The sequence below is a fragment of the Novosphingobium sp. genome (assembly GCF_031424035.1).
GTDB lineage: Bacteria > Pseudomonadota > Alphaproteobacteria > Sphingomonadales > Sphingomonadaceae > Novosphingobium.
Window position 1 is genome coordinate 22,644 of record NZ_JANPGP010000039.1, and the last position, 12,656, is coordinate 35,299.

General features: G+C 60.3%; 10 protein-coding genes. 4 read left to right on the forward strand and 6 right to left on the reverse strand.

Annotation, left to right across the window (positions count from 1 at the left end):
- Nucleotides 1-107: 107 nt before the first annotated feature.
- The 3 genes from RMO89_RS05875 to RMO89_RS05885 all read right to left on the reverse strand — a co-directional run bounded on the left by RMO89_RS05875 (nt 108) and on the right by RMO89_RS05885 (nt 4,530).
- Nucleotides 108-1,259 carry a cupin domain-containing protein gene (locus RMO89_RS05875; protein ID WP_310531804.1) on the reverse strand — a complete coding sequence of 384 codons (1,152 nt, stop codon included), beginning with the start codon at nt 1,257-1,259 and terminating at the stop codon, nt 108-110.
- A 378-nt stretch (nt 1,260-1,637) separates the two neighbouring features.
- Nucleotides 1,638-3,965: a serine/threonine-protein kinase gene (locus RMO89_RS05880; protein ID WP_310531805.1), complete on the reverse strand. Its 2,328-nt coding sequence runs from the start codon at nt 3,963-3,965 to the stop codon at nt 1,638-1,640.
- 13 nt (nt 3,966-3,978) lie between these two features.
- On the reverse strand, nt 3,979-4,530 hold the full coding sequence (locus RMO89_RS05885) for an ECF-type sigma factor (RefSeq protein WP_310531806.1): 552 nt from the start codon (nt 4,528-4,530) through the stop codon (nt 3,979-3,981).
- Nucleotides 4,531-4,727: 197 nt separating this feature from the next.
- On the opposite strand from RMO89_RS05885, the gene RMO89_RS05890 reads away from it, so the two are divergent.
- Complete coding sequence (locus RMO89_RS05890) at nt 4,728-5,072, forward strand: hypothetical protein (protein WP_310531807.1); 345 nt, start codon at nt 4,728-4,730, stop codon at nt 5,070-5,072.
- A gap of 50 nt (nt 5,073-5,122) precedes the next feature.
- A complete protein-coding gene (locus RMO89_RS05895; protein ID WP_310531808.1) occupies nt 5,123-7,975 on the forward strand; it encodes an autotransporter outer membrane beta-barrel domain-containing protein in 2,853 nt (950 codons plus the stop codon).
- A 513-nt stretch (nt 7,976-8,488) separates the two neighbouring features.
- Here RMO89_RS05895 and RMO89_RS05900 read toward each other — a convergent pair.
- From RMO89_RS05900 to RMO89_RS05910, 3 genes are all read right to left on the reverse strand, one after another.
- Nucleotides 8,489-8,965, reverse strand: coding sequence for a hypothetical protein (locus RMO89_RS05900; RefSeq protein WP_310531809.1), 477 nt, complete (start codon nt 8,963-8,965; stop codon nt 8,489-8,491).
- Nucleotides 8,966-8,980: 15 nt separating this feature from the next.
- Nucleotides 8,981-9,529, reverse strand: coding sequence for a T4SS efffector SepA family protein (locus tag RMO89_RS05905; RefSeq protein WP_310531811.1), 549 nt, complete (start codon nt 9,527-9,529; stop codon nt 8,981-8,983).
- A gap of 230 nt (nt 9,530-9,759) precedes the next feature.
- Nucleotides 9,760-10,989, reverse strand: coding sequence for a tyrosine-type recombinase/integrase (locus tag RMO89_RS05910; protein WP_310531812.1), 1,230 nt, complete (start codon nt 10,987-10,989; stop codon nt 9,760-9,762).
- 518 nt (nt 10,990-11,507) lie between these two features.
- On the opposite strand from RMO89_RS05910, the gene RMO89_RS05915 reads away from it, so the two are divergent.
- Together RMO89_RS05915 and RMO89_RS05920 are read left to right on the forward strand one after the other, a co-directional pair.
- Entirely contained in the window at nt 11,508-12,089 is a 582-nt protein-coding gene (locus tag RMO89_RS05915; RefSeq protein ID WP_310531814.1) for a GIY-YIG nuclease family protein, read from the forward strand.
- 1 nt (nt 12,090) lies between these two features.
- The coding region (locus tag RMO89_RS05920; protein WP_310531816.1) for a hypothetical protein at nt 12,091-12,656 on the forward strand (566 nt) is incomplete at its 3' end.

The following is a 12,656-nucleotide window of genomic DNA, read 5'->3' on the forward strand; positions in this document are numbered from 1 at the left end:
CGGGTGCTATGTCGAACTGCGACGTTTATGCCCAAGGGCAAACAGCTCGAATGCCGCATTGCTGCGGCGGGTCACGATGAGGCGATATCCGTCGATAGGCCAGCAGTTCAACCTTCCTCGGCAATCGTGACACTGCCAAGGTTGAGAAGCGCGGCGATGAGCGTGATTGTGGTTTGCGTCCTCAGCTCGGAGGACGCGATTGTGACGTGATCCTGCGCACACAAGCGTTCGGCGAAATGCGCAGTCTTGTCCGAACACGCATAAGCGTGGCCGTCAACGAACAGCATTACGGACTGGGCACTGTCACGAACGAAGGCAAATCGACTTGCCGGGTTACGGAGCAACGAAGATCGTGCCGAGATCATCGCGCGAAGGCCTGCAGCGGCGACCGGGACTTCGGGTGTCCAATCAATATCGAGGTCCTTGGGGGAGGAGTTGTACTGGCCGAACCACTGCGCGAATGCGTGCCGGTCCAGAAGTTTTTCCGTGAGCATGGCATGCAAGCCGTCAAGCGCTGTCGCTGTGATCTCGCCCGGGTTCTCCTGCAAGGCCAGGGCGGGATCGGCGTAACGATCGCCGTCACCGGATTGCTCAACCAGATGTTCCGCCCATTGGCCGATCAATTCATTGCGTGAAGGCGCTCGAAAGCCGATCGAATACGTCATGCAATCGTCGCCGATGGCGATGCCGTTGTGGGCAACCCCGGGCGGGACGTAGAGAACGTCGCCAGGTTCGAGAACCCACTCCTGCGTCGGTTCGAACTGGGCGAGCAATCGCAATTCATCGTGCGGGAGAAGTTCGGTCGCAGCATTGCACGGTGCGCCGACCTGCCACCGCCGCCTGCCGAGACCCTGGACCAGGAACACGTCGTACTGATCGAAGTGCGGGCCCACACCGCCCTGGTCCACGGCGTAGCTCACCATGACATCGTCGATGCGCCAGTTGGGAATGAAGCGGAAAGAATTGAGCAATACGCTCACGTCCGGCACGTGATGGTCGACCGCGTTGACGAGGAGTGTCCATGGCTCATGGCCAAGCCTGTCGAAACGGGTCTCGGCAAAAGGTCCGTGTTCGACGGCCAGGGTGCCTGAGGTTTGCATGACGAGGCGGGCTTCGACGCCGTCTTCGCAAGCAAGGCCTGCCAGTTCGTCAGGCTCAAGCGGGTTGCTCCACGAAGTCCACATGTTCCTGATCAGCAGCGGCTTTTTCTGCCAGCAGTCGCGCAGAAAATCGTTGGCCTGAAAATTACGAACTTGCACGGCGTCATAGCCTCCAGGAATTGCCGAGCATGCCGCACGATTGCAGCGGGAACCGGCCTGACCAAGATCCCGCTATGGCGAACGGGAGCTTGCACAACAACGTGGATCGCTGAAACCGTGAGAGATCACGACAAGCCAGCATCCGCTGACTGCCCTCATGATTGCAGGGCGGCCTGGCCTCGATCTTGCCCATGAAGCCGAATAATCGGTTATTCCAGGGGCGCCGCTTGTGCACCGCAGGATCAAGGTCCGAACGCCCCAATGTCGGTCTCCAAATAGCCTGAATGGACAATCAGAATTTAGCGCTGCGCACCAAGCGTTTAGCGGCAGGGCTCGGGATCGCTCTCCCAACGCGTCGCAGGCACTTTGATTTTCCAGTCATTTGCACGCCTTCATCGCGTCTTGCAGCGGCACGACAATATCCGCCTTGTCGGAATCGGTCAGTCCAAACTGCTTGCCAAAAGCCTGCCAGGCGGCAAGTGCATCCCGGTTGCCCCTGCAGCCTGCCGCCTTGCCGGAAACCAGAGCGAGCAGTTCGGCGCGGGTGGCCAGAGCTCTTGCCCGGCTGCGTGCAACCATCAGATCATCAGGAAAGCGGCGAGCATATTCATCGTTCTGCCGGGTGATGTCATCTGACAGGGCAAGCGCCTCGGGCTTTCTGCCCGCAGATGCCAGAGTGACCGCCCGGTCGCCTTCAAGCGAGAGCAGGTTGACGTAGGTTCCGGTATCCTCGGGATCGCGCAGCACGAACCGGCGATAAATGGTGCTTCCTTCAGTCAACAGCTTCAGGGCCAGGTCATAGTCCTTCGGTTCGTTGCTGCTGGCCTGTGCGGTGATCATCAGCGCTGCGACATAGGAGCGAGCGAACCGCATGCTGTCAGGATCCTTGACGGTGAGCGGCCGGATCACGTCCATCGCCATCTGGCCATAGATCGCCGATTGCCGGAAATCGTTGTCATAGAACGCCGCTTCGGCAAGCAGGCGGTGAGCCAGCCCCAGTTCCCGGACGAGATCATCATTCGCCGGTTGCTTTGCTATCCGCGCCTTTGCGGCTGCGATTTCCGATGTCAGCAGGACGATGGCCTGCTTGGGTTTGTTGAGCCAGGTATAGGCATCGGCTCGGCAGTCACGGGCAAACCACAGAATGTCCCGCGCTTCGCCGACTGCCTCGCCCGCGATCAAAGTCTCGACCGTCTGCGCAAAATCGACGGCGCGTTCCACGCCGCGATCGGTGTAGATGCTGTGCGAACAGCGATGGGCGCGCAGGCTGGCGAGCGCGAGGCGGATGTCCTGATGAACAGGGAATCGCTGCATCGCGTCACTGAGAACGTCATCGGCCCGGGCAAGGTTCTCGCCCGCCAGCTTGCTCAATCGCAGGTTGGGACCGCCGCGCCTGCCGCCCTGAACCACCGCCAGCCGGGTGAAACCCTCACCGATATCCAGCGCGAGGTCTGCTGACGGGTCTTTTCCTGCAGCCAGACTGGTGAGATAGGACTGGCTCTTGTCGAGCAGCGCCAGCCTGACCTTGAGCGTTCCGGGGACCTTCTCCAGCCCGTCATACTGGTCGTACAGCATATAGCGCGCCAGACTGCGAACTTCGGCAAAGCGGTGTTCCGCCTCGGCCTGGGCGCGCTCAGCGCGGATGTAGAGGACAGTCGTTGCCAGTGCGGTAATGGCCAGCAGCGCCACGCCCAGAGCCAGCGCCCGGTTGCGGCGCAGCAGCATCGTGAAGGCGCGCATACGCCCCGGCAGATTGGCGCTAACCGGTTCATGTTGCCGCCAGTGATCCAGATCGGCGATCAGTTCGCTTACCGCTCCGTAGCGTTCAGACGCATCATCTTGCGCAGCCTTGGCGGCGACGGCGTGCAGATCCTCGTCGGTGCCGTCCACACCCTCGATCAGCTTGCCCATCAGCACGCCAAGCGCAAAGACGTCATCAGTAGGCGTGGACCTCTCGCCCGAGAGACGCGATGGGCTGGAGTAGCCGGGAGTATGCGCAGACCCTGCCTTGCCGCCGTCCTCGCCCACCAGCCGGGCGATGCCGAAATCGAGCAGCTTCACGCCGAACCCTTCGGCCACAACCACATTGCTCGGCTTCACATCGGCATGGACCACCAGTTCGCGGTGGGCATATTCCAGCGCCTCGCAGGCGTCGCGAAACAGGGCAAGTCGTGCGGCCAGATCCAGGCCTTCTGCCGCCGCATGATCGGTGATCGGCACGCCTTTGATCAGTTCCATGATGATATAAGGCGCGCCGTCCTCGCTGACCCCGCCGTCGAGCAGGTGGGCGATATGCGGATGATGCAGCCGGGCGAGGATGCGGCGTTCGGTGGCGAATTGTTCGTGCGTGGTAGCGGAAAAGATGTTCCGCCGGATCACCTTGATCGCCACTTGCTGATCGAACAGGCCATCGTCGCGCGCGGCGCGATAGACGAGGCCCATGCCGCCACGGCCGATCTCTTCGACGATGCGGTAATTGCCGATCCGCTCGGGCGGCGGCAGTTCCTCTTCGGGCCCCGCAGGTTCAGGCGGCTGAGTGGGGATCAGCGCCGCAGAGCGATCGGCGCGCAGCATGGCGAGCACTTCGGTCAGCACGTCCGGTTCAACGGCAAGAAGCGCGCGCAGCCGCTCCTCACGCGCGGCCTCGGGCCAGTCGAGCGCTTCCTCGAACAGACGCAGGACGCGGCGTTCGTGTTCTATATCCATCTGGAATTGTCCATCAGGCGACCTGCATTTCTTTGAGCAGCCACGCCCGCGCGGTCTGCCAGCGGCGGTGCACGGTGCGTTCGGACAAGTCCATGGCAGCCGCGATTTCCGGCATGGTCAGGCCAGTATAGAACCGCAGCTCGACAATCCGCGCGGCGTCCTCATCCACTCGCGCCAGCCGGCCGAGCGTGTCGTCAAACCGCTCGATGTCCAGTTCTGCTGCCTCGTCGACAAAGTCGGTCATCAGGGTCAACACGTCCCCGCCGCGCTTGGCGGCCTTGTGGCGCCGCACTTCGTCGATCAGCGTGGTCCGCATCACCCGCGCGGCGAGCGCGAGGAAGTGGCGCTGGTCACCCGCGGCCAGCCCGCTCGAATGGATCATGCGGATCGCCGCTTCGTGGACCAGATCAGTCGGTTGCAAGTGCATCCGCCCGGAATCGCCGTTCAGCACCCGGCGGGCGATGATGCGGAATTCCTCATAGTACAGCCCAAGCAACCGCTCGCGCGCAGGAGCCTCGCCCCGCGAAAATGCCTGCCACAACTGATCAAGATCATCGGCTGCCATGACCCGCAGAGTGGCACGGGGAGAGGCCCGGAAAAAGACGAAAGATCAATCGCCAAAATAAAACGAAATATAGTTGGCAGGTTTTTCCGCCGCTTTGCGTTTTGAAGATTGGAGGCCCTGCACCCGCGATCCGCGCATGAGATCGGGACGGAGCTTTAGCCGCGCTGGACGTGCTCTGAACTACGGGGAATCAAGCCATGAACCGCACCAGAACCATCATGCTATCCATAGCATTCGCGCTGTTCGGCGGCGCGCAGCCCGCCGCTGCGGCCAATTGCAATCCGCCGCGCCCCAATCTGGAATACCCCGCCTGGTATCAGGAATGTCAGGGCGTGCTGCAGGCCCGCTGGCGAGACAGCAACCCCTATGGCCTGCCCTACAGCGAATACGTCCGCATGCTCTGGCAGATGTACGAGGTTCGCTACCACACGGAACGGCACCCCGGCCTGATCGGCTCGGCCTGCTCGCCCGAGGGATCGGGATACATGAACCAGTCGGGCCATGCGCAACTGTGCCGGAATGGCCGCTGGACCGTCAAATGACGGTGAGGCTGCAAGACGTCCGAATGCAACACATCACAGGGAAAACTGCCATGAACCGCATCAAATCGATCTTGCTCACCGGAGTTGCCTTGGCCCTGTTTGCCGCACCTCAGGTGGCGAGCGCGCAGAGTGCGGCGGGGGACGTTACGTTCCTTCCGCCGGCAACCGGCACGCCCGCAGCTGGCACCTTCAGCACCAATCCGGGTGACACCTATGCGGGAGACATCAGCGCTGATGGCAACATAGTGATAGGCGCTGGCGCCACCGGAGCGGTTCGCTGGATAAACGGCACGCCAACGACAGTTGCGAACTACAAAGTTCATCTTCGGTCCATCAAGGTGAGCGGTGACGGGGCAACGGTTCTGAGCAACACCGTGTATTCACCTTTTGCCCCCGTGGTGCCCAGTGCCCAAATCAGGACTTATCTGTGGAGCCAATCGGGCGGCTACCGTGAAATACCGCTCAGATCAGCCAACGAAGATTTCGTTCCCGATTTCGATATCGACACGGCAGGTCATTATGTGACGGTCAGTACCGTTGAAAGTCGAATATTTCCTGATTCCAATGGTTTTTCGACAGGCTACGAGCAGGATCGGTATCGGGCCTATCGCTGGACCGAAGCGGGCGGCTACCAAAGCCTGGGCGAGTTTGCGGTGCCCGCTGACGATCGCAGCCATTTCACCGAGTGGGGCATCATGGCGCGGGCCATCAGCGGCAACGGCGGCACGATTGCAGGCGATACGCTGGACACCAAATACAATGTCGACCCGGTCACATTTGTGCGAAATTTCGACGCGCCGGTTTTCGAGAACTTCGGTGGGTTCGTCTGGACCGAGGCGCTTGGACTGCAGCGCCTGCCGGATCTTTCGGCCAGCAAGTATTCGTTTGTCAGCGGAATCAGCCGCGACGGCGGGACTGTTGTCGGCGCCTCGCGCGGGGCGGATGGCCATGTTCAGGCGGTCTATTGGCGCGGCGGCAGCGTGGTTGGACTGGGATATTTGCCAGGCTCACTCCAACCCATTTCGGCAACGACGGGCGCTGAAAATTCAACCTTTGCCCTTGCGGCAAGTTCAGACGGTTCGTTCATAGTAGGCCGCGCCAATGGTGTAACATTCCGTACAGACAAAGCATGGCGGTGGAGCGCTGCGACAGGGATGCAGGACCTGAATGTATTCGCCCAGAATGCCGGTCTGAATCTGAATGGCTTTGTCTTGAACGACGCTGTGGGCGTGTCTGACAACGGCCAGAAAATCACCGGCAATTCCTTCAACACCGCACAAAACCTGTCGCTCGGCTACGTCCTCTCCATCGCCGCTGCTCCGCCTCCCCCCACCACGCTCACCACCTCTGCCCGCCTTATCGTTTCACTCATCCTGCCGGGCGTCACCCAGACCTCGATCGTCAACCAGACCTTCTCCACGCAGGTCGATGCCAGGCTCAACGGTGCGACGGTGTTCACCCGCACGGTGGGCGATCAGGTGACGGGCACGCTTGGCGTTACCGCGTTGGCCGATGCCCGCACCGCACTGCAAGCAAGCAGCGGCCTGCGCCGCGTGGTGATCGGCGCGCCGGTGCTGATCTCCAACACCACCACGGTGCTCAGCAGTTCGAGCAACACGGTGAACGTCGCCAGCGGAACGCAGGTAACAACCGCGGCCGTCATCACCAACGGTCCAGCCACGGTCGCAACAGGCGATCTCGGCACCTGCGCCACTGCGGCTACGGACGGGGTCAACCCCACCGGTTGCTCGCTGCCTGGAACGCCGGTGGCGGTGAACGCGAATGTGATCAACACCAACACCTTCACAAACACGATCAACAGCGTCACCCCGACGACCACGACGACGGTCAACCAGTTGATCTCCGCCAAGTGGCAAGTCAGCGCCACCGCAGGCAATCAGTTCGGCACCGTCCATGCGCTGGTCGGCCCTGCCGCTTTCGATCGCGGGGACCGGCTGATCGGGCAGTTGCTCGGCATGGGAGGCAGCGGCGGACAGGGAGAGAGCGCCAACCGCCTGTCCCGCACGGCCATGCCCGTCAGCGATGCCAGCGGCTTTGGCAGCGCTGATGGCGCGCTGATCATGTTCGGCGGCTACTTCGGCAACTGGCAGCACACCGATGCTGACCCTTCCGTACCGGTCGCCGATCTAAAGGGCTCCACCAACGGCTTCGTGCTGGGGCTGGAAAAGAGCTTTGGCGCTGGCCGGGTAGGCTTTGCAGTCGATCACGGCACGTCGAACTTTACCGTGCGCGATGCCACCTATCCCGAAACGCTCCGCTTCAAGCACACGCAGGTGGCGCTGTTCGCCGGCTGGCAGAGCGGCGGGTTTTCGCTCGGCGGCGCGGCGGCCTATGGCTTCGGCGCGGCGCGGACATCGCTGGTCACGCCGACATCGCCCGCCACAGCAGCCCGCGATGTGAAGGGCTGGTCGCTGGGCGCTCAGGCGGGCTACACCGTGGCTCTGGGCAAGTCCGCCTCGGTGGAACTGGTCGGCGGGGTGCGGCATGTCTCGGTCGATCTCAAGGCCTTCACCGAAAGCGGCGGCCCCAGCCCGCTGCAGGGCGGCGACCAGACCGTCCACCGCACCCGCGCCTATGCCGGGTTCGAGGCGCAGGCAGCAGTCGCGCTGGGCAGCGTCACGCTCACTCCGCGCCTCCACGCCCGCTACGCCCATGACAGCGGCGCAGCCAGCGGCACGGCAGACCTGGTCTTCGCCAGCGCGCCGAATGGTCCGGTGATGCAGGCGCTCGGCCCCGGCCTGGGGCGTGATGCGGCAGAGCTGGGCGGATCGCTCGACGCGGCGGTGGGCGGCAATGTCCACGTCTGGGCAGGCTACGACGGCACGTTCCGCAAGGGCGCGCAGGCCCATGCGGCGAAGGCGGGAATTACCGTGGTATGGTGAGCGGCATCGTTCTATGAGCTCAAAGGCGCGATAGGTGGCTTCGGCGCAATTGAGCTATACCTATTTCGCGGGGCGGCTTTGGCAGGAGCGGACTGAAATAGCTGCCATTCCGGCTCGTCCACCGCAGCAGTCGTTGATCAATCCAGGCGAATGTCTGCCTCCCCCAACAGAGCTGAACTTGGCGCGTGCCTTCAGAAGCACAAGTTCGCTTTCCCAAGCGAAGCCGCTTTCCAACTTATCTTCATGATTTTCTGAAGGAAAGTGATGGTGCCGCTTAGAGGATTCGAACCTCTGACCCCATCATTACGAAAACGATCGATAAATGGCGGAAAAGCGATAGTTTTCTTCAGATTTCGCACCAAATCGGTCCATGACGGCATCCATACCCAAGCAGAACCCAAGCGCACTAGAGATACAAACTCAGAATTTGCCTATTGAAAGTGCCCTAGCTCAGCCGTCAAGCTTGAAACGACCCTTCGAAAACCCCGAGAACGTGCCGGGAGGCGATGCACGCTAGCCGAGCAATTGGTCCGCTTTGAAACCGGCAGCTCCGAGTCTTGCTTCTGCTCCCTGGACCACGTCTTCGTCGAAATCCTGAGCGTGCCGCAATGCGACTGCTTCGAAGGTCAGCTCAGGCATGTTCCGATCGACTAGCATTCGGAATCCATCCGAAACCTTGCCGGAAACTAGATCGGCGACCGTCTTATGCTCGCCATCACGAGCGATCTTCTGGCGAGTTCGGGCCAACAGGGTTGTCTTGTTTCTTTCCGCCTTTAGTGCGCCCTCCAAGGCATAGATGCTGCGCCATACATCGTATTCCAGCGTGCCCGGCTTCGCTGCAGGCAGGATGTCGTATAGACGAAGCTCCGCCGCATGCCGGACCCTGTGCTGACCCTGCTTTATTGCATTGGCGGCAATCTGCCTCAGATCCTTTGGCTCATTGCATTGTGCGATCCGGGCGAGCGCCCGTTCGACGAGATCATCTGCCATATCGAGTTCCCTAGATTAATTGACAGGTACGAACATGGTGCCAGTGACACTCGGCATTGCTGCCTTGTCAGTCGATTGCCAAACGAAGGTCAGATCGATCTCGATTCCAAGGCTTGAGGCTAGGGTATAAGTCTGACGCCATGCAGAGTTGGCATCTTGCCCCTGAATTGAGATTCCAGCCGCTTCGACAAATTTGAAACCGCTGTCTTCGCGGCATCCGAGCTGACTATTGACGGTCACCAAGTCCAAAATGTCCTGAGGCGACGTCTTCATGGCGGCGGCTTCGTTGATAACGTGCAGCAGGACCGCATTCCAGTTGGTGTCCGCCTTGCGCAGCACCTTGCCGTTGATCTGGGCCTTGAGCACCGAAGTGAATTTGAGGTCGGGAGGTGCTGAAGGGTTGAAAGTTCGGAGGCTTGAAGGCCCGGACGTCGGCGTTTCATCACCGGCTTCGAGTGCCCGGAGTGCGCGCTCGATTACTGACAGCGGTGTATCAATCAATGGCACCGCGTGTCGCTGCAGCTTAGAAAAAAGCTCGTCTGGAATTTCGAGGGTGTAGCCCATGACTTGTCTCCTTTGATCCTGCGAATCGTCCTACATCTGTATATGATGTCTGTAAAGCCTATAGGACCTATAGCCAGTATGAGGCCTGCGAGAGCCGCTTGGAGGTTTAGCAAGCGCGCTGCCGCCGATACCCGTCGGGGTCCGCTAGAGAACAGCCGCACAAAAAATTGGGATAGAAAAATCCCCGGACCTGAACAGCCTGAGCTGCCCAAATCCGGGGTGGTGTAAGGTTAGGGTGCAGTGGACCAGTTCAGGTTGATTTTGGCCGCACCGGCCTCAACCGCCTGCATCAAGAGCCCCGGTGAGCAATGCGCGTAGCGCTGGGTACTCTGGTGGTCGGCATGGCCCAGAATTCTCCCGACCGCATAGAGGTCGATCCCGGCTTCGATCATGAACGAAGCCGCCGAATGCCGCAGGTCATGGATCCTGAGGCCGGGTAGGCCCGCTTCATCCCGCGCCCGGTCCCAGGCCCTCTTAATATCGGTATAGGGCAGCCGGGTTTCAGGGTTCGGGATCAACCAGGGACACTTGTCCCATCGGGGCAAACCGTCGAGGATGTCCATTGACGCCTGGCTGAGCGGCACTCTGCGAGGCTTCCCAGTCTTAGTGGTTGGGATATCGATGATGATGACCACCCCATCGCAGCAGTCTTCGGCAATCATGGTCGCCAAATCCTGTGCGAGCTTGGGAGGGGTAAACCCGCCGAATCCCGGCACCAGAGTATGCACGCCGATTTCATCCAGGAAGCTTAGCTTTTCAGCGATTCCTTGGCTGTTGTCGTCCGCGTTGATGTAGAACGTCTGGGCTGGGATGATTGTCCCCAACCGGACCCCTTCGATAACCAGAGATAGGACGATGATCGTCTTGCCGGTGTTGGGCGCACCATAGAGGATCGAGGCCTGCGACAGGAGAAGAGCTTTGCCGCTGATCGGCTTTGATTGGCGCGATCGGGCTTCGATCTCGGAAGCCTGCCCCAGCAAGCTGTACTTCGACAACGGCACTTTGAAAGGGTCAGGTTTCTGAAAATCTGCATCGGCTGTTCCCGGTGGATCAGCCAGATTGTTGATCGAACTGATTTCCGTGAAGTCTTCGAGGCAGGCTGCATCAATGTCCTCAGGGTCGAACCAATCGCCGGTCGGCAAAGGAAACAGCCCTCCCGCACAAACAATCCGGACCTTTGGCCCGACTTGAGCTTGCAGCAGTTGCGGTGAGATTGCCGACGCAAGGGCAAAGACCGCAATCTTTGTAGCCTTTGATGTGGCAGCCCACATCGAAGGAGGCAGACCGATCGCCTGTAGTCCTTTTTGTTGTGCGATAAGCGCCTCAGCGCCTTCGGCGACAAAGACGACAAAGCCATCGGGTACCAGATTGCCGCAACCGAGCGCATCCTCTGGAAGATCAAGAGCTCGCACCATGCGAAGACCTGGAGCAAGCCGGAAGGCGGCGGCTAAGCGGTCCAAATTATGCGTGGGTTTGGCCAGCCCCAACCCAAAACGACCCAAGCTGGACCCAGTTTGGCACCTTCATGCTTCTAGCTGGACTGAACGCTCCTTTCGCCCGATCCGCAGCGCGCTTCCGGTCAGAGGCTTCTTCTAACTCAATGATTCTCGCAGACAATCTGATCGCCCTTTCACCCGTCAAATGGGTCTGGCGCGGGTCAGGGGCGATTCTAAGCTGAAAGTGCCTTAAACAGCACAAATTCGCCTTCCCAAGCGAAAGCGCCTTCCAGATTATCTTTCTGATTTTCTTTGTGAAAGTGGTGGTGCCGCTTACAGGATTCGAACCTGTGACCCCATCATTACGAACATGGGGTATCCACGGAAAACTGCGCCATTTCTGGCAACGTCCGTACTTATTTCGCCAATATGTGCCGTTTTCGTTCGCGTTTTGGTACGGGGTAAAGTACAACAGTACATCGGCCCGATGCGAGACGCCAATCTCAGCACCGGGCCTGACCACCAACGCATAGGAGTGCGTAATGGCTGATCCCCTGATAGCCCTTGGCAGGCGCATTGCCAATATGAAGCCCCTCGTCGAAGGTCCTGTGGTCGAATGGCACCATGGGCATGATGAGCGCGGCGGCTTGCCGACCTGCATCCCGCCCTTCTACATCGAAGATGATCGTGACGACGAGCGCAACAAACTCGGCACATTCAGCGTTCGCGTGATCGTCAAAGGAGGCGGTGACCCGGCGGTGTTTGCTGGCGTTCCTGACTTCTATGACGCCTTCCACAAGATGGCCGACGCCGTGCGGGCGTGGTTTCCGCACCGACCGATTGAGCGCGTCTATTTCATCGGCAAGGAACTGCGCCGGGGTGAACTGATCAAGGTCGGGTTTAGCCGAGATCCGCAGGCAAGGTTGAAGGCGCTCCAAACTGCCAGCGGCGACCGGTTGCATATCTTCGCAACCGTTGAAGGCGGTGCCGACCTTGAGGCCAAGTACCATCGTCGCTGGAGTGCTCGCCGGCGCTCCGGTGAATGGTTCACGATTGGCGACTGCATCCTAGCCGAGATCGCCCGCCTCAAATCTTCCCCCTCACATACCGAAGGAGCCGCGTGACATGGCGGAAGAAACAACTGGCAGCAAAGCCGAAGCTATCGTGCTGGTGCGCGCTGATGATCCCGACAAGAAGCCAATCATCTACGCATGCCCGAAGTGCGGCGGATTGAACTCGCCCGCGATCTATCTCGCCACGGAAGATCGGAAACATCAGGCGGCGCGTGAGGCAGCGGAGAACTGCTACACCTGCCGAACCCATAACACCTGCGACACCTGCGAATGTGAAACGCCGAAGGGCTGGACGCGGTGCGAGTCCTGCCAATTCAAGGCAAAGATAGAAGCTGCCGAGGAAGTGCCAGACGATGGCGGGCCGTATTGCGCCTTCAACGGTGACGAATATTTCCAAGAGCTTGATCAAGCCGCCGACGCTGGCCTTGAATGGGTAAGCCCCTGCCACATCACTTATCCGCGCATCGATCCGGCTGGCATTTACGACAGCCTGCTGTCCGACATGCACGAAGACGCCAGCATTGATGACCTGAACGCAACTGCGGCGCTCGATGCCGCGATTGATGCATTCAACAAGGCGCAGACGCAGCAGTCATGGTTTGGCGACGTGAAGCGCAA

What these genes read in the sequence shown, in the direction of transcription:
- RMO89_RS05905 (WP_310531811.1), bottom strand. Translation starts at nt 9,529, where the DNA reads ATGGGCTACACCCTCGAAATTCCAGACGAGCTTTTTTCTAAGCTGCAG.
- RMO89_RS05900 (WP_310531809.1), bottom strand. Translation starts at nt 8,965, where the DNA reads ATGGCAGATGATCTCGTCGAACGGGCGCTCGCCCGGATCGCACAATGC.
- RMO89_RS05890 (WP_310531807.1), top strand. Translation starts at nt 4,728, where the DNA reads ATGAACCGCACCAGAACCATCATGCTATCCATAGCATTCGCGCTGTTC.
- RMO89_RS05880 (WP_310531805.1), bottom strand. Translation starts at nt 3,965, where the DNA reads ATGGATATAGAACACGAACGCCGCGTCCTGCGTCTGTTCGAGGAAGCG.
- RMO89_RS05895 (WP_310531808.1), top strand. Translation starts at nt 5,123, where the DNA reads ATGAACCGCATCAAATCGATCTTGCTCACCGGAGTTGCCTTGGCCCTG.
- RMO89_RS05885 (WP_310531806.1), bottom strand. Translation starts at nt 4,530, where the DNA reads ATGGCAGCCGATGATCTTGATCAGTTGTGGCAGGCATTTTCGCGGGGC.
- RMO89_RS05915 (WP_310531814.1), top strand. Translation starts at nt 11,508, where the DNA reads ATGGCTGATCCCCTGATAGCCCTTGGCAGGCGCATTGCCAATATGAAG.